At 68.1% G+C, this 22419-nt stretch carries 19 protein-coding genes; 12 read left to right on the top strand and 7 right to left on the bottom strand.

Annotated elements, in window-relative coordinates; translation table 11 throughout:
* Nucleotides 1-36: 36 nt before the first annotated feature.
* Both IE88_RS0112435 and IE88_RS0112430 read right to left on the bottom strand, forming a co-directional pair.
* Nucleotides 37-3921, bottom strand: a complete 3885-nt coding sequence (locus IE88_RS0112435) for a translocation/assembly module TamB domain-containing protein (RefSeq protein ID WP_031554955.1) — start codon at nucleotides 3919-3921, stop codon at nucleotides 37-39.
* A complete protein-coding gene (locus IE88_RS0112430; RefSeq protein ID WP_031554953.1) occupies nucleotides 3921-5804 on the bottom strand; it encodes an autotransporter assembly complex protein TamA in 1884 nt (627 codons plus the stop codon). The genes IE88_RS0112435 and IE88_RS0112430 overlap by 1 nt, the downstream gene beginning before the upstream one ends.
* A 113-nt stretch (nucleotides 5805-5917) precedes the next feature.
* Between IE88_RS0112430 and IE88_RS0112425 the strand changes: the two genes are divergently transcribed.
* A complete protein-coding gene (locus tag IE88_RS0112425) occupies nucleotides 5918-6796 on the top strand; it encodes a polyprenyl synthetase family protein (protein WP_031554950.1) in 879 nt (292 codons plus the stop codon).
* Nucleotides 6797-6804: 8 nt separating this feature from the next.
* Here IE88_RS0112425 and IE88_RS0112420 read toward each other — a convergent pair whose 3' ends face one another.
* Entirely contained in the window at nucleotides 6805-7272 is a 468-nt protein-coding gene (locus IE88_RS0112420) for an Lrp/AsnC family transcriptional regulator (RefSeq protein WP_031554949.1), read from the bottom strand.
* Between the two features lie 169 nt (nucleotides 7273-7441).
* On the opposite strand from IE88_RS0112420, the gene IE88_RS0112415 reads away from it, so the two are divergent.
* From IE88_RS0112415 to guaB, 3 genes are read left to right on the top strand one after another with little or no spacing between them, the layout of a single operon-like run.
* On the top strand, nucleotides 7442-8443 hold the full coding sequence (locus tag IE88_RS0112415; protein ID WP_036767208.1) for a Ppx/GppA phosphatase family protein: 1002 nt from the start codon (nucleotides 7442-7444) through the stop codon (nucleotides 8441-8443).
* Nucleotides 8444-8483: 40 nt separating this feature from the next.
* On the top strand, nucleotides 8484-9299 hold the full coding sequence (locus IE88_RS0112410) for an RlmE family RNA methyltransferase (protein WP_081871654.1): 816 nt from the start codon (nucleotides 8484-8486) through the stop codon (nucleotides 9297-9299).
* A 13-nt stretch (nucleotides 9300-9312) separates the two neighbouring features.
* Complete coding sequence (guaB, locus tag IE88_RS0112405) at nucleotides 9313-10788, top strand: IMP dehydrogenase (RefSeq protein ID WP_031554942.1); 1476 nt, start codon at nucleotides 9313-9315, stop codon at nucleotides 10786-10788.
* A gap of 6 nt (nucleotides 10789-10794) precedes the next feature.
* Here guaB and IE88_RS0112400 read toward each other — a convergent pair whose 3' ends face one another.
* Complete coding sequence (locus tag IE88_RS0112400; RefSeq protein ID WP_031554940.1) at nucleotides 10795-11283, bottom strand: hypothetical protein; 489 nt, start codon at nucleotides 11281-11283, stop codon at nucleotides 10795-10797.
* Nucleotides 11284-11377: 94 nt separating this feature from the next.
* Here IE88_RS0112400 and IE88_RS0112395 point away from each other — a divergent pair, with 94 nt between their 5' ends.
* Nucleotides 11378-13060: a zinc metalloprotease gene (locus IE88_RS0112395; protein WP_031554938.1), complete on the top strand. Its 1683-nt coding sequence runs from the start codon at nucleotides 11378-11380 to the stop codon at nucleotides 13058-13060.
* Nucleotides 13061-13134: 74 nt separating this feature from the next.
* Here the strand turns inward: IE88_RS0112395 and IE88_RS0112390 are convergent, their stop codons facing one another.
* Complete coding sequence (locus IE88_RS0112390; RefSeq protein ID WP_051882124.1) at nucleotides 13135-13785, bottom strand: hemerythrin domain-containing protein; 651 nt, start codon at nucleotides 13783-13785, stop codon at nucleotides 13135-13137.
* Nucleotides 13786-13908: 123 nt separating this feature from the next.
* On the opposite strand from IE88_RS0112390, the gene IE88_RS0112385 reads away from it, so the two are divergent.
* The 7 genes from IE88_RS0112385 (at nucleotide 13909) to IE88_RS0112355 (ending at nucleotide 20429) form a co-directional block, all read left to right on the top strand.
* Nucleotides 13909-14706, top strand: coding sequence for an SDR family oxidoreductase (locus tag IE88_RS0112385; RefSeq protein ID WP_031554933.1), 798 nt, complete (start codon nucleotides 13909-13911; stop codon nucleotides 14704-14706).
* A gap of 66 nt (nucleotides 14707-14772) precedes the next feature.
* Nucleotides 14773-16035, top strand: a complete 1263-nt coding sequence (locus tag IE88_RS0112380) for an RsmB/NOP family class I SAM-dependent RNA methyltransferase (RefSeq protein ID WP_031554932.1) — start codon at nucleotides 14773-14775, stop codon at nucleotides 16033-16035.
* A 282-nt stretch (nucleotides 16036-16317) separates the two neighbouring features.
* Entirely contained in the window at nucleotides 16318-16857 is a 540-nt protein-coding gene (locus IE88_RS0112375; protein ID WP_051882122.1) for a DUF4167 domain-containing protein, read from the top strand.
* 89 nt (nucleotides 16858-16946) lie between these two features.
* The gene (locus IE88_RS0112370; protein ID WP_031554928.1) at nucleotides 16947-17741 is read left to right on the top strand and encodes an SDR family NAD(P)-dependent oxidoreductase; all 795 of its coding nucleotides are present in this window, start codon (nucleotides 16947-16949) and stop codon (nucleotides 17739-17741) included.
* An 84-nt stretch (nucleotides 17742-17825) separates the two neighbouring features.
* On the top strand, nucleotides 17826-18950 hold the full coding sequence (locus IE88_RS0112365) for an AI-2E family transporter (protein WP_051882120.1): 1125 nt from the start codon (nucleotides 17826-17828) through the stop codon (nucleotides 18948-18950).
* Nucleotides 18947-19297: a hypothetical protein gene (locus IE88_RS0112360; protein ID WP_031554926.1), complete on the top strand. Its 351-nt coding sequence runs from the start codon at nucleotides 18947-18949 to the stop codon at nucleotides 19295-19297. Before IE88_RS0112365 ends, IE88_RS0112360 begins: the two co-directional genes overlap by 4 nt.
* Nucleotides 19298-19415: 118 nt before the next feature.
* Nucleotides 19416-20429 carry an SH3 domain-containing protein gene (locus tag IE88_RS0112355; RefSeq protein WP_031554924.1) on the top strand — a complete coding sequence of 338 codons (1014 nt, stop codon included), beginning with the start codon at nucleotides 19416-19418 and terminating at the stop codon, nucleotides 20427-20429.
* Nucleotides 20430-20466: 37 nt separating this feature from the next.
* On the opposite strand, the gene yaaA is transcribed toward IE88_RS0112355, so the two are convergent.
* A complete protein-coding gene (gene yaaA / locus IE88_RS0112350; RefSeq protein WP_031554923.1) occupies nucleotides 20467-21234 on the bottom strand; it encodes a peroxide stress protein YaaA in 768 nt (255 codons plus the stop codon).
* Between the two features lie 48 nt (nucleotides 21235-21282).
* Nucleotides 21283-22410 carry an FAD-binding oxidoreductase gene (locus IE88_RS0112345; protein WP_051882118.1) on the bottom strand — a complete coding sequence of 376 codons (1128 nt, stop codon included), beginning with the start codon at nucleotides 22408-22410 and terminating at the stop codon, nucleotides 21283-21285.
* Nucleotides 22411-22419: the final 9 nt, after the last annotated feature.

Genomic DNA, 22419 nt, shown 5'->3' with positions numbered 1-22419 from the left:
CTCGTGAAGAACGCGTATGCGCGAGGGCGCTATTCCTCAGTAATCCCGCTTGTAATTCGCCGAGACGTCCTGGGCGCCATTTGGCTTCAGGCGGCTTTCGAGCGTGAAGTCGTCCGTGACCTCATAGGTCACGCTGACCTCCGTGCCCGCATCGCCGGCGGATTGGCGGGCGGCGACATAGACATCGTCCGAGATGTACTTGCCGACCGCCAGGACCCCTTCGCCGGTGTCCGAGTCGACGCCGAAGGAGAGGGCATCGAGGCCGAGGGAAGAGCGCACCGTATTGCCGATGCCGCCGCCCCCGCCGCCAAAGGGGCCGGTCCCGGTCAGCTGCGCGACCGCATTCGCGATCTGTAGGCTTTCGAGCGCCGTCAGCTCGGTCGGCTGCTTGCCGAAGAGGATCAGCGCCATGATGTCCTCGTCGGGACGCGGCGGGTTCGAGGAGAGGACGATCTCCGGATCGTTCGCCGGTCCCTCGACGCCGATGATGGCGGTCACGGCGTCCGCGCCGCTGCCTGCCTCGTAGGAGGCTTCGATGTCGATGAAGGGATTGATCGCCTCGCCGCGCTGGAAGGAGATCTCGCCCCGGGTCAGGTCGAAATCCCGTCCCGCGAACGCGAAGCTGCCGTCGAGCAGGCTGACCTCGCCGCTGATCACCGGGTTCACGCTGGTCCCGGTGATCGAAAGATCCGTCTGCCATTCCGATGTCAGGCCGCGTCCGCGCACGAAGAGCTGGTTGTTGGCGCGGATATCGATGTCGAGCGCGATCTCCAGCGGCGGCTCGGCCTGTGCCACTTCGCCGGTACGGTCCACCTCGGGGCCGTCCACGCGCACGACATTGACCGGGACGTATTCGCGCTGGGCTTCGCCGCCGAAATCCGGAATCTGCGCGTCGAGTTCCGAGATGTTCACGTCGCCCGCCAAAGCGAGTTCCGCCAACGGCCCCTGAAGGGTCAGGTCGGAGCTGACTTCCAGTTCGAGCTGCGGGCTGTCGACGAGCTGCGCCTGATCGAGGACGAGCCGCGCATCGACCGACGACGCCTCCGCGCCCAGGCGCACGTCGCCGGTCAGGGACACGGCGCCGTTCCGGCCATCCGCACCCGCGCCTTGCAGGTCGAGGGTCAGCCGCGTCGCCTCTCCGGTATAGCTGAGATCGGCCTGGCCGTTCAGGTCCTGGAGCGTCAGCCCCACCGTCTCTTCCTCGAAGCGGCCATCGGCGAGCCGGATGCTGCCTTCGGCGGCCGGAGCGGTGATCGCGCCCGAAAGGTCGACCTGGGCGGCAAGCTGGCCCTGGACGTATTCGGTCTCGAGCGGCAGGAAGGCATAGAGCGGCGCGATCGCGTCATTGTAGACGATGCGGCCATCGAGGCCTTCCTCCGGCACCTCGACGCCGAGGGTCTCGCCGCGCGTCAGGATCAGCGGGAAGCTCACCTCCGCCGTCGCCACGCGGTCCCCCGACTGGCGGCCGAGCAGCGCGTCGGCCAGCACTCTTTCGCCCGACCAGGTTCCGTCGACCGAAAGCTCGTAGGTCTCGTCGTCATCGGCCAGCGCCGTCGCCGTCATGTTGAGGCGCGCGGGCGTCGGCTCCCGGGTGTCGACGGCCAGCGTGATGTCGGCGCTGGCGTCGATCGAGGGCAGGGACAGGCCCCGGCCCGAAACGGATGCGACCCAGAGATCCGGCGCATAGCGGCCTTCGAGCGTGAGGAGGGCGTCATCCACCCAGTCGAGCCGCGTCTCGGAGACGGCAATCTCCTCGCCGAGCGTGATCGTCGCCGGAGAGAGAAGGGATATCGTGTTTTCCTCGACATCCTCATCGAGCGCCGTCCGGAAGCGCTCGAGCACGATGCGCCGCTCTTCGCTGGCGAGATCGGCGCGGCCTGCCGCTGCGAGATTGGCGAGATAGGCGACCGGCAGCGCCGCATCGTCGAGCGTGACCTCATAGGCCAGGTTCGACAGCGGCCCTTGCGCAACGATGTCCGCCTGAGCGATCTCGATCGCGTCGAAGCGGAGCCCCGTCGCCTCCAGCGCGAGTTCGAGCGCCTCCTGCTGGGCGGCGAGGTCGAGGCGCAGCACGGCCGAGCCACCAATGGTCTGGCCGGTGATGAGCGTCGTCTCCTCGCCCGCATCGAGCGCGAGCCGCGCAGAGGCCGCGCCGGTTTCGGGCGCGAAGCGGCCATCGCCCTCCAATGAAAGGTCGCCGCCCTCGAAGGTCAGGCTGTCGACGAGGATCGCATCCTGCGTTTTCCGCAGCGCGAGAGTGCCGGTATAGGCGCCGTCCTCGGAGACGAGCCGCGCCGTCCCGGCAGGGGCTGTGGGCAAGCCGCTCAGATCGGCCGTCAGACGCCCCGCCCCGAAGGCCTGTCCGTCGAGTTCGCCGGAGGGAATTCGCGCCTCGATCCGGGCGCGTGCGTCGGACGGCGTGCCGGAGGCGTCGATGCTCGCCGCGAGGGGGCCGTTGAATGCGCCCTGGCCGAGCAGGGTCTGCAAGGCGTTCGCCCCGGCGGTCACGTCGAGATCCGCGGTGAAGCGGGAGCTTTCGGTGGCATAGCGCGCGGCGCCCTGCGCCCGCAGCTCTCCGCCATCCTGCCTGCCCAGGCGCGCGTCGAGGCCGGAAACGGCGACCGTGCCGTCATCGCCATAAGCGATGCGGGCATTGGCGCGGAGGCCCTGTTCTAGGAGCGGGTCGAGCCTCGGGTTCTCGACCCTGAGGCCGGCAGCCTGCGCGGCGACAAGGCCGCTGAAGAGCGTTCCCGGCGTCGTCCGCCCCTCTTCGATGGTCAGTCGCAGGTCCGGCGCCGCGAGCGTACCGGCAAAGGCCCAGCCGGGGCTCAGCTGCTCGGCCTGCGCATCCAGGGACAGCGGCCCCGCTATGCGATCCGCGCCGAACTCGCCCGCGACCTCTTCTGCGAGGCGTCCGTCGAGATCGACCGCGATCCGTTCGGCGGAGAGCGAGGCGAGGCGGATCGTGCCTTCGATCTCGCCGAACCGGCCGGAGACGTCTTGCAGCGCGATCAGGAGGCCGCCATCTTCCTGCCGCGTCGCGACATCGAGGAGAAGCGCCTCGCCGGCGACCTGCTGCACGATCGGGGGGAGGCCGGGCCCGGGGCGCAGGCTCCCTTCGAGAGAAGCGGCCTGGAGCGAGCGGAGGTCGCCGGTCAGGGATGCGTCCGCCGCGCCATAGCGGGCGGCATCGGCCAGAAGCTCGCCCCGCCACTGGGAGAGCGGTCCCTCGCCGTCGAGCGTGACCGAGACGGGACCTCCCGCGCCGATCAGCGTCGCGATCAGCCCGTCCTCGCGGCCATTCACCGCCAGCTCGGCGATCAGGCGCTCGGGATCGTAATCGACCGAGAGCGCCACCGTGTCGCTTCTGGTCGTGGTGGCGATCTGCGCCTCGGCGGCGATGTCCTGTCCGAGCGTCTCGGCGCTGGCTTCGGCATTGATCTCGTAGCGCTGGCCAAGCACCTGCTCGTCGATGATGAGCGGCGTCACCGCCAGCCGCTCGACGCGCAGGGAAGGCAGGTTGAGGGGCTGGGGCTCCTGTTCGGGCTGTTCGGGCCGGGGCGGCGGCGCGGCGTGCAGTTCGGCCCGCGTGACCGCCAGCTCCTCGACCACGATGTTCCGCTTGAGAAGCGCGAGCGGCGACCACTCGAGGCGGATGCGGTCGGCCGAGAACCAGACCTCGCCGTCCTCGGACAGGACGAGATCGTCGATGATCAGCTCGCCCGGGAGCGTGCCGCCGAGGCGGGCATAGTCGATGTCCGAGCCGAGCGAATTGCGCACGGCCTTCTCGACCTGAGGCCGCGCCACCGTATCGAGAAGCTGGCGCCCCGGCTCGGTCCGCGGCAGCACGAAGACGAGGAGAAGAAGGAGGACGATCAGGCCGAGAACGACCGCTCCGGAAATCTTGAGCGCTCTAGCCATCAGAAGGGCTGACCGAGAGCGATGTAAAGGCCGATGATGTCATCCTGGAAGACCGTCTCCATATTGTCCGGATCTTCCTCTGTCGGGAAGGGGACTTCAAATTTCCTTCTGTTTAGCGGCGTGGCGATATCGACGCGGATCGGGCCGACCGGCGTGAAGTAGCGCACGCCGAGCCCCGCTCCGACGAAGAAGTCGCCCGAGAAGTTCGGCGTCTGGCTGTCGAAGACCGTGCCCGTGTCGACGAAGGCGGCGAGCTGGATGTTCTCGCTGACGCGCTGGCGGAGTTCGAGATTGCCCTCGGCGATGGACGCGCCGCCGATCGGGCCGACCGGAATGACGGGGTCGCCGTCCTCGTCCAGGATGACGGGGCGCGGCGTGCCGTCCACATCGGGTTCGATATTGATGACGGTGCCGTCCTCGGCCTCGATGATGTTGATCGGCCCGGCTTCCTGATAGCCATAGCCCCGGACCGAGCCGCCGCCGCCTGCGAAATAGCGCTCGGTGGCGGGAATGTCGGCGCGGTCCGCGCCATAGGTCGCCCCCAGAAGGCCGCGCACGGCGATGATCGTGCCGTCATTCTCGCCGAAGGTGACGCGCGTCGCGCCGCCGAATTCGACGCGGTTGAACTGCGTGTCGAAGAAGAAGGGCTCGACGAGGAAGCGCGCCCGGAAGCCGTCCGTCGGGTTCAGCGGGTCGTTCTCATTGTTCCAGATCGCCGCCAGCGGCAGGGACGCCGACGAGAAGGTCTGCGTCGTCCCGTCCGAATCCGTGATGTCGGCGTATTGATACCGGATGCCGGCGGTCGTCTGCAGGTTGCGGTCGAGCCAGTATTTGTTGATCGCGGCGCCCAGCGTGCCGGACTGCGCCTCGAAGGCGTCCGTATCCTCGTTCTCGAAGAGGGCGGAAAGCTTCCACGAGCCCGGCAGGCGGGGGACGGGCTTCTCGAAGACCGCTTCGGCCTCCTGGCGCGGCGCGGCCGCGGCCGCCCGCAGGAGCAGGAGTTCGCCGCCGCCGAAGAGATTGCGATGCTCCCAGAAGGCAGTGACGCCGGGGCCGACATCCGTACCGTAGGAGACGCCGGCGCCAAGGGTGCGCGGCTCCCGCTCGCTCAGCGTGACGAGGATGGGCGTCTCCCCGTCCTCGCCCGGCGGGCCTGCGGCGACCGTGACTTCGCCGAACAGGCCCGTCTCGGCCAGGGCTTCGCGGTATTCCTCGATGTCGCTGCGCGCATAGATCTCGCCGCGCTGGAAAGTCCGCAGCCGGGTCACATAGCTTTCGTCGGTCGCCTCCACCCCGCGCACGACGATGTCGCCATAGGTGGCGAGGGGGCCGGACGAGATCGGGAAGACGGCCGTGGCGGTGCCCGTCTCGAAATTCGCCTCGACCCGGCGGCCAAGGCTCTCCGCGCCCGGATAGCCCTCTTCCCAGAGCTTGGCCAGCAGCCCCGTCTCGAGCGCGAGCAGGCGCTCGCCGGTCGGTGATCCGTCCGCCTTCAGGCCGGCGGCGCCGAAGGTCTGGGGCCGGTCTCCCTCCGCGTCTTCCTGATAGGCGATGCGGTATTCGCTGATCTCGAAGAGCGGGCCGGGCGAAACGGTATAGGTGACGCTCACCTCGGCATCGGAACGCCGCACCTCCGGATCGACGGTGGCCGCGTAATAGCCCATCGAAACGAGCGCCTGCCGCATGGCCTGCGTGTCGCTCTGGGCTGCGCGCCGGATCGGGGCGAGCGAGCCGTAATCATCGTCCTCCGCCCGGGCCAGCACCGAGACATCGCGCAGCGCGCGGCGGAGGCTGCGCTCCTCGACGCCCTCTATGGTCACCTCGACCTGCAAATCCGCCGCGCGCGCATTCGCGAGCAGCGCGGCGGCCAGCGCGGCGCTCATGATCGGGACCGACAATCGTGCAAACCTACCCATAGATGCTCACAACAGCCATGACGGCCTTCCGGTTCGCGTGATGCTTGACGACAGCCCCCGCTCCACCGGAGAGGGGGGGCATGAGAGACACTATCGAAGAACGGTTGAGAAGCCGTGCCCAAGAGGTGGAGCGCGCGCTCGGCTCCGCGCTCTCCTCGCGCGGTGACCGGCCGGCCCTCCTGCGTCTCGATGCCGCGCTCCGGCACGGTGCGCTCGGCGGCGGCAAGCGGCTGCGTCCCTTCCTCGTGATCGAGAGCGCGGCGGCGCTTCGAAGCGGCGCCGATCCGCTGCCCGCCGCCTGCGCGATCGAGATGGTGCACGCCTACAGCCTCATCCACGACGATCTGCCGGCCATGGACGATGCGGAGACGCGGCGCGGCAAGCCGAGCGTGCATGCCGCCTATGACGAGGCGATCGGCATTCTGGCGGGGGACGCGCTCCTGACGGAGGCCTTCGCCCTGCTGTCCGGCGGGGCCTATGCGCCGGCGGTGGCGGTGCGCCTGATCTCGCAACTCGCGCAGGGGGCGGGGCGGGCAGGCATGGTGGGCGGCCAGATGATGGATCTCTATCCCGAGGCTGCGAGCGAGGAAGAGATCGTCGCGATCCAGGCGCGCAAGACCGGCGCGCTGATCGAGGCCTCGGCGCTGATGGGCGGCACGCTCGCCGGCGGCGCGTCCTCCCAGCTCGCCGCGCTCGCCGCCTATGCCCGGGCGCTCGGCCTCGCCTTCCAGATCCAGGACGATGTCCTGGACGCGACGGCGGATGCCGCCACGCTCGGCAAGCCCGCGGGCCGGGACGAGGTGGCCGGCAAGGCGACCTTTGTCGGCCTTTACGGCATAGAGGGCGCCCGCGTCCGCGTCCGCGACCTCACCGAAGAGGCGAAAGCCGCGCTGGGCCGCCTTCCCGACGGCAGCGTGCTCGCGGCCCTGGCCGACTGGCTCGCGACGAGGGAGCGCTGAGGCGGCGTTCAGGCGCCGCCCGCGGGCAGAACCGCTTTCTTTGTCACCTCGCGCAGGGTGAAGCTCGACTCGATCGAGGCGATGTTCTCGGTCCGCAGCAGCGTGTCCGAGAGGAACGGCTCATAGGCGGTGAGGGTCGGCAGCACCACGCGCACGAAATAGTCGAACTTGCCGGTCACGAGGTGGCATTCCATGATCTCGGGGCGCCGCATGGTCAGCTCCTCGAAGGCGCGGAGATGCACCTCGTCCTCCTTTTCCAGCTTGACGAGGATGATCACCGTCACGGGCAGGCCGAGGACGTCGCGGTTCACGTCGGTCCTGTAGCCCTTGATGATGCCGTCGGCCTCGAGCCGCCGCAGCCGCCGCAGGCAGGGCGTCGGCGACAGGCCCACCTTCTCGGCGAGATCGGCATTGGTGATCCGGGCGTTCTCCTGCAGGTGGCGCAGGATCTTGAGGTCGATCTGATCGAGCTTCATTGGGCTTTTCGGGTTGGTGCTGCGTATCGCCCTCATTCGCCCGGAGCGTTAGCAGGATCAAGCGCCCCTGCGCGATATTCTGCCGAATCCATCTTGCTGCCGCCCCGACCATCCGCCTACGCTGAGAGCGAATGAGGCGTTCCTCGCGGACGCCATGCGAGGACGCGCCATGACTGAGAGGCCGGCTCCCGCGGTGCGGGGGCGACCCGCGCCGCGTTTTGCGGCGATCGACCTGGGCACGAACAATTGCCGCCTGCTCGTGGCGGCGCCGCGGCATGAGGGGTTCCGGGTCGTCGATGCCTTTTCGCGCATCGTAAGGCTCGGCGAGGGCGTCACGGCCACCGGACGCCTTTCCGAAGCGGCGATGGACCGCACGGTCGAGGCGCTCAAGGTCTGCGCGCAGAAGATGCAGGCGCGCGGCGTCACCGCCTCCCGCGCCATCGCGACCCAGGCCTGCCGCATGGCCCGCAACGGCCCCGCCTTCCTGTCGCGGGTGGAGGAGGAGACCGGGCTGCGGCTCGACCTCATCACGCCGGAGGAGGAGGCGAAGCTCGCCGCCCGGGGCTGCACCGACCTCATCGACAGCGGGGCGGAGGCCGTCCTCGTCTTCGACATCGGCGGCGGCTCGACCGAGATGTCGTGGCTGCGCCTGGGGCGCGGCGCGCCGGAAACGGTCGCATGGGTCTCGCTGCCCTTCGGGGTCGTCACCCTCGCAGAAGAGCATGGCGCCCACGACATGGACCGCGCGGCCTATGACGCGATGATCGCGCAGGTGGCGGACGCGGTGCGCGAGTTCGCGGGCGCCGGCCCCATGGCCGATCTCTTCGACGGGCAGCGGGCGCATCTGATCGGAACCTCCGGCACGGTGACGAGCCTCGCGGGGGTCAAGCTCGCGCTGCCGCGCTATTCGCGGCGGGAGGTCGACGGCGCCTGGCTGAGCGCCCGGGACGTCGAGGAGGTCTCCGAATCCCTGCGCGAGATGGGGTTCTCCCGCCGCTGCGCCGAGCCCTGCATCGGGCGCGAGCGCGCCGACCTCGTCGTGCCGGGCTGCGCGATCCTGCAGGGCATTCTCTCGGTCTGGCCCTCGGACCGGGTGCGGGTGGGAGACAGGGGGCTGCGCGAGGGCATGCTGCTGGAGCTGATGGAGCGGCACGGACGGTTCCGCCGCTGAAACGGTCTTGCGTCGCTCAGCGAATTCGATACATCCCGGCATGGCCAAGCCGCCCCGCAAACCTTCCGGAAAGTCTCCGACGCGCTCCAAGCCGCGCGGACGGCGCGACCTTTCGCGCACCACTCTCGGCGAGACGCCCGAGAAGCGCGGCCTCAAGAAGCCGGTCAAGACAAGCTCCGAGCAGCAGGCGAACCGCGATCTCGCCACCAAGGTGAAGACCGCGCGCGGGCGCAAGCTCTCCTCGACCCGCTGGCTGCAGCGCCAGCTCAACGATCCCTTCGTGATCCGCGCCAAGGCCGAGGGCTACCGCTCCCGCGCCGCCTACAAGCTGACCGAACTCGACGACAAGTTCGCCTTCCTGCGTCCCGGCGGACGCATCGTCGACCTCGGATCGGCTCCCGGCGGCTGGACGCAGGTCGCCGTGCGCCGAACGGGCGGGCAGGGCCGGGTCGTCGGCATCGACTATCTCGGCATGGAGCCGGTGGACGGCGCCGACGTCCTCGAGATGAGCTTCCTCGACGAGGAGGCGCCGGATGCGCTCAAGGCTCTGCTCGGCGGGAAGGCCGACGTGGTGATGTCCGACATGGCCGCGCCCACGACCGGCCACAAGGCGACCGACCACCTGCGCATCATCGCGCTCGCCGAAGAGGCGCTCGGTTTCGCAGAAGAGGTTCTGGCGCCCGGCGGCGCCTTCCTCGCCAAGGTGTTGCAGGGGGGCTCCGAGAAAGGGCTTCTCGACCGGCTCAAGCGCAGTTTCGAGCGGGTGGCGCATGCCAAGCCCGCAGCCAGCCGGGCGGACTCGGCGGAGATGTATGTCGTCGCGACGGGCTTCCGCGCGGACGCGGCGAAAGAGTGAAGGATCAGTCCAGATGCAAATTCGCGATGCTCTCACCTTCGATGACGTCCTCCTCGAGCCCGGCCCCTCCGAGGTCATGCCTTCGCAGGTCGACGTCACGGCGCAGCTGACCCGTTCGATCCGGCTGAACATCCCGATACTCGCCGCGGCCATGGACACCGTGTCCGAGGCGGAGATGGCGATCGGCATGGCGCAGAACGGCGGGATCGGCGTCCTGCACAGGAACCTCTCGATCGAGGAGCAGGCAGAGCATGTCCGGCGCGTCAAGCGCTATGAGAGCGGCATGGTGGTCAATCCCTATACGCTGACGCCGGATGCGACGCTGGGCGAGGCCCGCGCGATCATGGGGGAGCGGCGGATCTCCGGCTTCCCCGTAGTCGAGGACCCGGACGAGGCGGGGGTCGGCAAGCTGATCGGCGTGCTGACGAACCGCGACATGCGCTTCGCCTCCGATCCCGATCAGCCTATCCGTGAGCTGATGACCTCGCGGGATCTCGCCGTCGTCCGCGAAGGCGGGAGCCAGGACGAGGCGCGCGCCCTGATGCACAAGCGCCGGATCGAGCGGGTGATCGTCGTCGACGACGATTATCGCTGCGTCGGCCTCGTCACCGTCAAGGACATGGAGAAGTCCAAGACCTATCCCCTCGCCGTGAAGGACGAGGCGGGGCGCCTGCGGGTCGCCGCCGCCTCGACCGTGGGCGACCAGGGCTATGAGCGGGCGCTGGCGCTGATCGATGCGGGCGTCGACATCGTCGTCATCGACACCGCGCACGGCCATTCCTCCAAGGTCGCAGAGCAGGTCACCCGCCTCAAGAAAGCGGCCGGCGACACGCAGGTCATCGCGGGCAACGTCGCGACCTACGAGGCGGCGAAGGCGCTGGCCGGCGCGGGCGCGGACGCGATCAAGGTCGGTATCGGACCGGGCTCGATCTGCACCACGCGGATCGTCGCGGGCGTCGGCGTGCCGCAGCTGACGGCCGTCACCGACGCCAGCCGGGCGGGGCGCGAGGAAGGCGTGCCGGTCATCGCCGATGGCGGCATCAAATATTCGGGCGACATGGCCAAGGCGCTCGCCGCGGGCGCCTCGACCTGCATGGTAGGCAGCCTTCTTGCGGGTACGGACGAAGCGCCGGGGGAGGTCTTCCTCTTCCAGGGGCGTTCGTACAAGTCCTATCGCGGCATGGGCTCGATCACCGCCATGGCGCGGGGGTCGGCGGACCGCTATTTCCAGTCCGACGTGAAGGAGCAGATGAAGCTCGTTCCCGAAGGCATCGAGGGGCGGGTGCCCTATAAGGGGCCGATCGCTCCGATCCTGCACCAGCTGGTGGGCGGGGTGCGCGCCTCCATGGGCTATGTCGGCGCCGCGAACCTCGACGAGATGCGGCAGAAGGCCCGCTTCGTGCGGATCACCAATGCGGGCCTGCGCGAAAGCCACGTCCACGACGTCTCGATCACGCGCGAAGCGCCGAACTATCCCTCCCCGAACTGATCGCTCTTACCGCCGCTCGCGCAGCGGCGAGAGGCGGGGGTCGTCCGGGCCGCGCAAGGCGACGAGCCGCGCCGGCGCGTCCCCGCCGATGATAGCGAGGTAGAGGGGCGCCTGATCGCCCTCCCGGCAGGCGGCGTCGGAGGCTAGTTCAGGAGAAGGTTCCGGCAGCAGGATCGTGCCCGCAGCCTGTCCGCGCAGGACCTCGCGGACATCGTATGGCGCGCCGGCGGCCAGCGTGCGGTTGCCGCTGCGCCCTTCCTCGGCCAGGCGGCGGGCCGCTTGCAGCGCTTCTTCAAGATCGGGCGCCTCTCCCCCTGCGCCCTCCGCGGCGACGGAAACGGCGCCGCTCCGCTCGAGCGGCGCGACCAGCAGGAGGACCGGCGCGTCTTCGGCCAGCCGCTCGAGCGCGCGGGCATCCAGGCCGCACGGAGCCGCCCCGGCGCAGCTTGTCTGTAGACAGAGCAATGGCAGAAAAATCGAAGCGAATCGGTTCACGCGGCACCTCCTGCCCGAAATGCTAGCAAAAGCCGTTGATTGTCGCTCTGTTAAGGTTCATAAATTCGTCGCAGGAAATCCCCGGAGTGAACATATGAAGTCTCTTCTGTGCTGCGCGGCCGCCGCCGCGCTCTCGATGAGTGCTGCCGTGGCGGGACCTCTCACGCCCGAGGCGGCGCGGTCCATGTCCGAGGACGAGCTGAGGGCGGCGATCGCGAATGCCGAGGTGTTCGGCTACCGGATCGAGGCCGATGACTGCGCGGCGGCAAGCTGTGATGCGACGGCCGCGGGCGCACAGGCGATCGTGGATGCGATCACCGCGCGCGCCATGCTCGACGGCGAGGGCGGCGCGAACGCGCCGCGCATCGATGCCTCGGCGGACGGGACGGTGATCTTCCGCGGCAGTGGCCAGGGCCTCAAGCGCGTGCGGACCGGGCCGCAGGTGATCTATCTCAATTTCGACAATCAGGGCTCGCCGCTCTATCCGGTCGATCTCGTCGACGCGGAGACCGAGGAATACATCGATACCCTGCTGATCGAGGATTACGTCTTCACGCAGGCCGATCGCGCCGTGATCCGCGACCGCATCGCGGCGGATCTCGCGCCCTTCGATGTCGAGGTCGTCACGACGCCGCCGGCCAATGGCGAATACATGACCATCGATTACACGGACAATGACCGTGCGCCTGGCGAGACGAACATCACGCTGTTCCTGCGCGATGACGGGCGGGTCGGGTTCTCGATCCTGTTCGGCCGCGCCGAAGGCATCGATTTCGGCAATGACGACTACGGCAATGGCGCGTTCTCGGACGCCAATTTCTGGAAAGTCCTGTTCGATCTCTTCTCGCCTGCGACCTTCGCGAGCTTCACCGGCTTCTCGCCCGATGCGGAGGGCCTCGTGACCGCCGTCCGGAACCAGGCGGCGAATACCGGCGCGCACGAGGCCGGACATGCGCTCGGCCTGCGCCACCATGACAGCTTCGGCGCGCCCGATAACGGCCTGCCCTCGACCGGCGTGCCGGCGCCCGGAACCTTTGTTCCGGTCTATGAGGGGCCGCAGCAGGGCGACGAGTCGATCCTGCATCTCATGGCATCGGGCGCGAGCGTCGGCCTGCCGCTCGCAGGTTCGGCGGTGAGCGACCGCTTCTTCTCCGAGCGGTCCGCTCTCAAGCTCGACCTCGCCGAAGAGGCGCGGGTCTTCGATGAAGCCGAACTCCGGCACGATCGCCGGTCCGGCGCGAAATTCGTGGACCTCAAGCGCACGCTCGTTCCGAACACGATTCTCGAAGGCGAGAATGCGGGCGGGAAGTTCGTGGCCATGGACACCGCCTGGATCCAGGGCACGCTCGACGGCGTGGGCGACAGCGACGAATACGTCTTCTCGGCGAAGCGCTCCATGTTCATCAACGCCGAGCTGATGAGCTACACCGACAGCTTCATCACCGATCCGGTGATTGCGACGCTCAACCTCTACAAGGTCGGACGGAACGGCAGCCGGACGCTGATCTCGAGCAACGCCCAGACCTTCGAGCCCTATGACCCGCTTCTGGTGGACATCGAGGTGCCGAGCTACGGGCAGTATGTCCTCGAGGTCGTCCCGCAGGAAGTCGTCTACATCCCGCTCGGCGGCGGCCAGTACTTCCCGCTGCCGCTCAACACGCCGGCCAATGAAAGCCTGCTCGCCGGCGATTACGACCTCCTGATCTACCAGGTGGACCGCCCGCTCGGAAACGCGCCGGCCGTGGGCGCGGCCCAGTCCCGCCTCGCGCGGCGCTGACCGCAACCGATCCGACGAAAGGGCCCGGCGCTGCACCCAGCGCCGGGCCCTTTGCTTTGCGCTGAGAGGCAGGGTCAGGCGACCTTGATGCCTTCCCAATGAAGGCGCCGGTTCAGCGATTCATTGTCTTCCTTTGACATCCTGTCCCGGAAGGGCGGGAAGATGTCCTCCTCTTCCTCGCGCGCATGGTGCACGACAAGATCGCGCAGCTCCCGCGCAGTCGCGATCCAGCGCGGATCGTCCTTCGGAATTTCGTATTGGAGATCAGCGATCAGCGTCTTGATATCCAGATGCTCGGCGCCGAGTCCGCAGGACGCGTCCTTGTCATATTTGCGCAGGGCCGGATAGATCACGTTCTCTTCAGTGATCGCATGCTTGTTGAGCGCATGAGCGATCTGCGTCAGCAGCAGCTGGCGTCGCCCGGTCTGGTCGTCCGAGGTCTGGAGCAGCTTGTCGAAGGCCCTTTCGACCGCATGGTGCTCGGCTTTCAGAATGTCGTACCAGTCGCCTGTCATTGCCTCCATACCTTCGAGGGCAAGCTTCCGGGCGGGGTTCAGCGCCGCACCGATGACTACGCCGATCAGCCCGCCGATGAGCAGGCCTCCGAACAGATTATCATCGCTGCCCTCGCGGCGTGCGGCCGCCGAAGAAGCGGGCGGCGAATCGCGGAGTGCGACAGGCGCGGGGCGGGGGGCGGAGCGGTCGGACTGCAGGGACTGGGACATGTCATCCTCCTTGAGAGAGGAAGACACTTTCCGCAGGCGAACGTTCCTCCCGAGTCGGGGGGCGGGGGTGCCGGAGGGCGCGGCGGGACTATTTCCCCCGATCGAGACGGATAGGAGATTTTCATGGCGGACCTGCAGGACAGCGCCGTGCTCGTGACCGGAGGAAGCTCGGGCATCGGCGAGGGCGTGGCCCTGCGCCTCGGCCGGGACGGGGCCAGGGTCGGCGTCGGCTATCACAGCGGCAAGGAGAGGGCGGAGGACGTCGTCCGCCGGATTGAGGAGGCCGGGGGCACTGCCATCGCCGTGCCGGGTAATGTGGCCGACGAGGACGAGGTGTCCGACGCCTTCGGCACGCTCCTCGACGCCTATGGCCGGGTCGACGGCGTCGTCGTCAATGCCGGCCTCCAGGCCGATGCCCCCGATGCCGAGATGAGCTATGAGGAGTGGCGGAAGGTCCTCTCGGTCGATCTCGACGGCGCCTTCCTCTGCGCGCGAGAGGCGCTCCGCCGCTTCGAGGGCCAGTCCCGGCGGGGCGGCGTCAGGGCGCATGGCAGCATCGTCTTCGTGACCTCCGTCCACCAGTTCATTCCCTGGACCGGCCATGCCAATTACGCGGCGGCGAAGGGCGGAGCCGGCATGCTGATGCGGACGCTCGCCCAGGGCGCGGCCGAACGGAAGATCCGCCTCAACGCCGTCGCGCCCGGCGCCATCAAGACGCCGATCAACGAAGAGGTCTGGAACGACGAGGACAAGCGCCGGCAGCTCCTCGAGCTCATTCCCTATGGCCGCCTCGGCGAAGCCGAAGACGTGGCGGCCTGCGTCTCCTGGCTCCTCTCGGATGAGGCGGATTACGTCACCGGCACCACGCTGACCGTCGATGGGGGCATGGCGCTCTATCCGGGCTTCATCGGCAATGGCTGAGGCCTTGCCCGAAGGCCCGGCGCGCGCCACACGGCGCCTCCGGCGAAGGGCAGGAGGAAGACGGCAATGCGTGACGGTGGCAGGATCGCGGCGGCGCTCGACGTGCTGGAGACCTTCCGGGCGCGGCGCGTCCCGCTCAAGGTGGCGCTTGCCGATTGGGGACGCGGCGCGCGCTATGCGGGTTCCAAGGACAGGGCCTTCGTGTCGGGGCTGTGCCTCGACGCCTTGCGCCGCTGGAAGAGTTTCGGCGGACAGGAGAGCCCTCGCGCCGCGCTCGTCCTGACATTGCGCGCGCTTTGGGGGTGGGACGAGGCGCGGATCGCGGCCGCCTTCGCGGAAGCGCCGCACGGGCCCGGCGCGCTGACCGACGAAGAGCGCGCGGCCCGGCCCGCCGACGAGCGGGACATGCCGGACTGGCTGGCGCCGCTTTTCGAGCGGCTGGGCGATGGGAATGCCGAGCTCGCGGCTCTCTGCGCCCGCGCTCCCGTCGATCTGCGCGTCAACACGCTCAAGGCGACGGCCGAACAGGCCGCCAGGGCCACGGACAAGATCGGCGCTGCGCCCGCGCCGCTGGTCCGCTCGGCGCTGCGTATCGCGCCGCCGCCCGCCGCCGAACGGGCGCCGGCCGTCACCATCATCCCGGCCTATGGCAAGGGCTGGGTCGAGGTGCAGGACGAAGGCAGCCAGATCGCGGCGCTCTGCGCGGGCGATATCGCAGGGGCGCAGGTCCTCGATCTCTGCGCGGGCGGCGGAGGCAAGACGCTCGCGCTGTCGGCCATGATGGGAAATACCGGCCAGGTCTTCGCTTTCGACGCAGATCCGCGCCGCCTCGCGCCCATCCATGAGCGCCTTCGCCGCGCGGGCGTCCGCAATGCGCAGGTGCGCAGCCCGGCGGCGGGAGAGAGGCTCGAGGATCTGACGGGCCGGATGGACCTCGTCCTTATCGACGCGCCCTGCTCGGGCACCGGAACCTGGCGGCGGCGTCCCGATGCCAAATGGCGCCTGACCCAGGCGCAGCTCTCCGAGCGCATGGCCGAGCAGGATGCCGTGCTGGACGAGGCCGCGCGGATGGCGGCGCCGGGCGGAATGCTGCTCTACATCACCTGCTCCGTCCTCGCCGAAGAGAACGAGGACCGCGTTTCCGCCTTCTTGTCCCGGAACAAGGACTTCGCGGCGGAAGACGCCGGCGCCGCCATTCCGCCCGAAGCGCTGACCGATGCGGGCAGGGCGCGCCTGCCCGAGCTCGCCGCGGACGGCGTTCTGCGCCTGTCTCCTGCGCGCTCCGCAACGGACGGCTTCACGGTTGCGCGCTTGCGGCGGCGGGCTTGACCGCAAAGGGGTTGGAAAGAAGACCGGACCACGCTACGTAATTCTCACGAAGGCGAACCCTAGTGGTTCCTCGTGAGACCCAGACATCCACTCGTCGTGTTTCGGACCGGGCGTCCGCTGTGCTGGAGTGGAAGACGGGAATTCGCGCGGACATGTGTCATCGCCTTCTCGGATCGGTCCTGCCGGGGGCGGGGCCGGATGTGCGCTGGAACGGATCGCATTCACGATGGCCGCCTCACCGGGCGGCGCCAGCGCGGCTACAGGGAACGTAAACGCAAGCCTATGGCGCAGAACTCCAAACGCGGGCGGGGCAGCCGCCGCCGCCAGGGGGGCAACAACAACCCCAATCGCTCGATGGACAGCCAGGGCCCGGAGGTGAAAATCCGCGGCACGGCGCAGCAGATCTACGACAAGTACACTGCGCTGGCGCGCGACGCCTTTTCCTCGGGCGACCGAATCCGCGGCGAGAGCCTGCAGCAGCATGCCGAGCATTATTACCGCATGCTCAAGGCGATGCAGTCGCAGGAAAAGAAGGACGACCGCTCCCAGCAGGACGCGAAGAGCGACAAGTCCGAGGCTTCGGGCAACGAGGCCAGGGACGACGCCGCCCAGAACGAAGGCGACTCCCGTTCCGGCAAGGACGAGGCCGAAAACGCGAAGCCGCGCGAGGACCCTCCTGCCGAAGCCTCCGAGGACGAGGCGGCTTCCAAGCCCCGCCGTCCGCGCCGCCGCCGCACGCGGCGCGACGAGGAGGAGGAGGAGGGCTCTTCCGAACCCGACGAGGCGAAATCGAAGGAGCGTGAGGAAGCGCCCGCCGCGTGAGGCTGCACGCCGCGGCGTCCTGACGCCGCGGATTGCGGGAAAGGGCGCAGGGCGTCAGCATGGGCGGGTTTCGCTGAAAGGATGCCCTCATGCCTGACCTGTCCGGCACGCTCTTCGACCTCTCCGGCAAGAACGCCATCGTCACCGGCGCGAGCCGCGGCATCGGCGAGGCGATCGCCCGCCGCCTCGCCCAGCACGGCGCCAATGTCGTGATTTCGAGCCGCAAGCTCGACGCCTGCCAGGCCGTGGCCGATGCGATCAACAAGGCCGAGGGGCGCGACGCCGCGGTGGCCAAGGCCTGCAATATCTCGCACCGCGAAGATCTCGCCGCGCTCGTCGAGTTCGCCAGGGACGCGCACGGGCCGACCGATATCCTCATCGCCAATGCCGCGGTGAACGTCCATTACGGCCCCTCCTCGGACATCACCGAGGAGCAGATCGACAAGATCATGGGCTGCAACTTCAAGTCCAACCACTTCCTCAGCCACATGGTGGCGCCGGGCATGAAGGCGCGGGGCGGCGGCGCCATCGTCATCATCTCTTCCATCTCCGCTTTCGTGGGCAATTCCGGCATCGGCACCTATGGCGTCTCCAAGGCGGCCGACCTGCAGCTCGCGCGCAATCTCGCCGTCGAGTACGGGCCGGAGAATATCCGGACGAACTGCATCGCCCCCGGCATCGTGAAGACCTATTTCGCCGAGGCGCTGTGGAAGGATCCCAAGGTCGAGCAGCATGTCACGGCCCAGATTCCGGCCCGCCGGTTCGGGGAACCCGATGACGTCGCCGGCGCGGCGGTCTTCCTCGCCTCGGACGCCGCTCTCTGGATGAACGGGCAGACCGTGACCGTCGATGGCGGCACCATGGTGGGCTTCGGCGGCATGTAGCGCGGAAGAGCGTTTGCAGCAGCGTCTGTGACATTTCGCCCTGCCGGCTGTTCGTGAAGCCGGGCAGTCAGCGGAGGCGCAAGAGTGAGCGATGCCAAGAAGAGCGATGATCTGACGATCGTGCCGCCGCACAAGGAAAGCGGCGGACGCACGACGCTCATCGCGATCATCGCCGCGATCCTCATCGCCTGGGCGCTCAAGGCGACGGCCCTCGTGACCATGCCGCTGGCCTTCGCGGTCTTCATCGCGCTCGTCGTCTGGCCCATCGACAAGGCGGTGCAGAGCCGGGTGCCGGACAAGCTGTCATGGCTCGGCCATGTCGCCGCCATGATGGTGGTCGTCCTCGTGCTGCTCCTGTTCATCGCCGGGGTGGCCTTTGTTGCGCGCAGCGTTGCGGACGAATTGCCGGGCCATGTCGAACAGATCCGCCAGCAGCTCAGGAGCCTGGCGGAAGGCGGCGGAAGCGGCGGATCGTTGCCCCAGACCCTGCTGCACGCGCTGAACAGCGGCGATGGCGGGGCGGGTCTTCTCGACATCGTCAGCGGCTTCGCAAGACGGCTCCTGCGGTCGATGGGGACGACCCTGTCGCTGATGACCCTGATCTTCTTCTTCTCGCTCCTTATGCTGATCGAAGCGCCCCGCTGGTGCGCGAAGCTGGAGACCGCGACCCGCGGACGGGCGGAGGAGGCCTGGTTCGAAACGATCAGGGCCTCGGCCCAGCGTTTCCGCTGGTACCTTCTCGTGCGGACGGTCGTGGGCCTCTTGACGGCTGCGCTCTACGGCCTGTGGCTCTGGCTGTTCGGGGTCGAGTTCGTGATGCTGTGGGTGGTTCTGACCTTCCTCCTCAGCTACGTGCCGACGATCGGCTCGCTGATCTCCGGCATCCTGCCCTTCGGCTTCGCCTTGGCCACGAAGGATCTCGGGACGGCGCTTCTCGTCGGGGCGGGGCTTCTCGTCATCGAGCAGGTCATGGGCAATTTCGTCGATCCACGCATGCAGGGAAAGCGGCTGGCGATCTCGCCCCTGGTTCTCCTGATCTCGCTTCTGGTCTGGGCCTTCATCTGGGGCGTGGCGGGAACGCTGATCGCCGTTCCGATGACGGTCCTCCTCATCGTCGTCTTCTCTCACATCCGGGTTCTGCGACCTCTGGCGCTGATGTTGAGCGACAGGACGGATTATGACGGCCTCGACGAGACGCTCGCTCCGTGATCGGCCTGCTCGGGAGCCTCGTTCTCGCAGCGCATCTGCAACCCTCATCCATGGCGCCTGCGGCGCGTTACGGGGCTCATTATCTCGGCCGCTACGCCAAGAACGGCGCCTGTTCCGACCCAGAGGCCATCTGGCAGCTTTCCGCGAAGGAGGTCGTACGCGGGAGGCTGACCTGCGACGTGAACAGCGTCAGCGATGCGGACGGGGCCCTGCGCCTGCGCCTGCGGGGGTGCTCACGGGACGGTGAGGCCGTTCGCGCGAGAAGCTATGTGATCGACCTCATGTCTGCGGACGTCCTCATGGCTGCCGGTCCGTTCGGACGCGAAATGATCCGGCGCTGTCCCTAGCCGTTCAAGCGACCCGCGCTATTGGCGGAACAGAGCGCCCTTCCCGACCGTTGGCAGGGCATGAGCCGCACCGCGCTTCGGGGCCGGTGCCGGTCAAGCTAATTGGAAGGAGACGTTCATGTTCACACGAGTCACCGCCAAGACGTTCGCCGCCGCCGCCGCGACGAGCCTGCTCGCCCTCGGCACCGCAAGCGCGCAGACCGCCGACCTCGAGGAAGGAAGCTTCATCACGCTGACCGGCGCGGTCGAGGAAGCCGAGACCGACAGCTTCGTGCTCGACTACGGAACCGGCACGATCGAAGTCGAGACGGAGGATCTCTACGACTACAATCCCGACCTCCGCCTTCAAGCCGGTGAGGCCATCACCGTTTACGGCACCGTGGACACAGATTTCTTCGAGGGCCGGGTCCTCGAAGCGCAGTCGATCTACGCCCGCAGCCAGGACACTTACGCCTCTGTCGAGGATCCGATGGTCGGCATGCTTCTCTTCGTGCCGGACAGGACGAGCGGCATGACGAATATGCGGGGCACCCGCGTCACGCTCGAAGGCATGGTGACCAATGTTTCGGACGACAGCTTCACGCTCAACACCGGCGATATGAGCCTCGATGTGATGACGGCGGAACTGGGTTACGATCCGCTCGACGATATCGGTGCGCAGCGGATCGACAGCGGCGACAGGGTCATCGTTTCCGGTATGCTCGAGGATAGCCTCTTCTCGGACATGATGCTCGATGCGCAGGCGGTGACGACGCTGGCCGCCGGCGGAGAGACGCAGTCCGACCGTCAGGCGCAGCGGGACCGCTATCGCGAACGCATGCAGCGTGAACGCAGCATGCAGATGACCGAGAACCGGAATGACCGCCCGATGCGGTCCAGCCGCGCGCCGTCCGGCGAGATGGAATTCACGGTCGACGAATTCGACGCGCTCGACCGCAATGATGACGGCGTCGTCACCCGCGGCGAATATGTGCGCGTCGCTGCCGGGCCGGACAACATCACCCGGACCGAGGCCCGCCGCCTGTTCAACATCCTCGCCCGCGGCGACCGCGAGATGACGCAGCAGGAATTCCTGAATCCGCCGCAGGGCTATCAGGACGTCTCGCAGCGCGTTCTGCAGGCGGAAGACTGATCGCCTGCCAGGGGGCGCTGCGGCGCCCCTGCATTCTTCAACTTTTCTTCGGCGGCTGAGGCCGGGTGAAGACCCATTTCGCCTCGTCCGACTGGTCGGGGCGGAACGTGTAGCCCCCGCCGCCGAAATCCTTCAGATCCTCTGTCCGTTCCGCGCGCTGATCAACGGCCCAGCGCGCCATCATGCCGCGCGCCAGTTTCGCGAAGAGGGCGAGCGTGCGGGACTGGCCGTCCTTTTCTTCCTTGAAGACAGGCGTGACGACGGGCGCGGACACGCCCTTGGCTGACCGGAAATATTCGTTCGAGGCGAGGTTCACGACAGTCCGGTCGTCATGGCCCTCAAGGTCGTCCTCGATCGCCGAGGCGATCTTGTCATCCCAGAAAGCGTAGAGGTCGGCCCCTTCGCGGGTGCGGAGCTTCGTTCCCATTTCCAGCCGATAGGGCTCGATCAGGTCCATCGGACGCAACAGGCCGTAGAGTCCGGAGAGGATGCGGATCCTGTCCTGCGCCGCGGAAAGGTCGTCGGCGCTCATAGTTCCCGCATCGAGGCCGCGATAGACGTCGCCGTTGAAGGCGAGGATCGCCTGCTTGCGCGACTGCTCGCCGAAGGCGCGGTAGCGCTCGCGGTTGAGGCGTGCGAGGTCGTCGGACAGCGACATGAGCGAGGAGAAGTCGGCTGCGGACTTGCCCCGCAGCGTCTTGACCAGCGCATCCGTCTCGGCAGGAAAGCGCGGCGCGGTCGTCTTCAGGCGGCCATCCGCCTCTTCGAAATCGAGGCTCTTGGCGGGGGAGAGGAGGATCAGCATGGCGGGGTCTTTAGCATCCCCGCCCTGTGGATCGCGAGTCCCTCACCGTCAAAGCAGCTTTCCGGGGTTCATCAGGCCCTGCGGGTCGAGCGCGGCCTTGATCGCGCGCATCATGTCCATCTCGACCGCCGATTTGCGCTCGGTGAGCTCCTCGCGCTTGAGCTGGCCGATCCCGTGCTCGGCCGAGATCGAGCCTTCATGCTCCGCAACGACATCGTGGACGATGCGTTCGAGCCGGGACGCCTTTTGCCGCCAGGCCGCATCCTCCGCGCCTTCGGGGCCGAGAATGTCATAGTGGATATTGCCGTCGCCCATATGGCCGAAGGCGATGACGCGGGCGCCGGGCGCCTCGCGCTCCACCGCCGCATCCGCATCCTTCAGGAAACCCGGCACATGGCGGATGGGAACCGAGACATCGCATTTCACGCAATAGGTCGGGTCGTTCTTCATCGCCTCGGTCGCATTGTGCCGGATCGTCCAGAGGCCTTCAGCCTGCGCCTCCGATTCGGCGATCGTGCCGTCGGTGACGATCTCGTCCTCGAAGGCGGTCTCCAGAAGGCTCTCCACCACGCCGCGCAGCGTGCCCTTCATGCCCGAGGAGAACTCGATCAGGGCGTAGAAAGGCGCCCGCGTCTCGACCGGGCGGGGCAGATCGGGGAAATGCTCGAGCACGAGGTCCACCGTCGCGGCATTCATCAGCTCGAAGGAGGTCGCTCCGCCGCCCGAGCGTTCCTGCGCGAGGGAGAGGAGGGAGACCGCCGCCTGTGCCGAGGGGACGGCGAGAAGGGTCGTCACCCGCTCGGCCGGGCGGGGGAAGAGCTTGAGCACGGCGGCGGTGACGATGCCGAGCGTGCCTTCGGCGCCGACGAAGAGATGCTTGAGGTCGTAGCCCGTATTGTTCTTCCGCAGGCTGTTGAGGCCGTGCCAGATCCGCCCGTCGGGCAGCACGGCTTCGAGCCCGAGCACGAGGTCGCGCGCATTGCCGTAGCGGATCACGTTCACCCCGCCCGCATTGGTCGAGAGGACGCCGCCGATATTGCAGGTGCCCTCCGAGCCGATGGAGAGGGGCAGGAGGCGGCCTGCCTCTTCCGCCGCCCCTCGCGCCTCGGCGAGGGTCACGCCCGCCTCCGCCGTCAGCGTGAAATCCTCCGGCGAGACGGCGCGGATCCTGCGCATCCTCCACTA

Source organism: Parvularcula oceani (assembly GCF_000733125.1).
Classification (GTDB): domain Bacteria; phylum Pseudomonadota; class Alphaproteobacteria; order Caulobacterales; family Parvularculaceae; genus Parvularcula; species Parvularcula oceani.
This window is presented reverse-complemented; position numbering and strand designations above follow the sequence as displayed.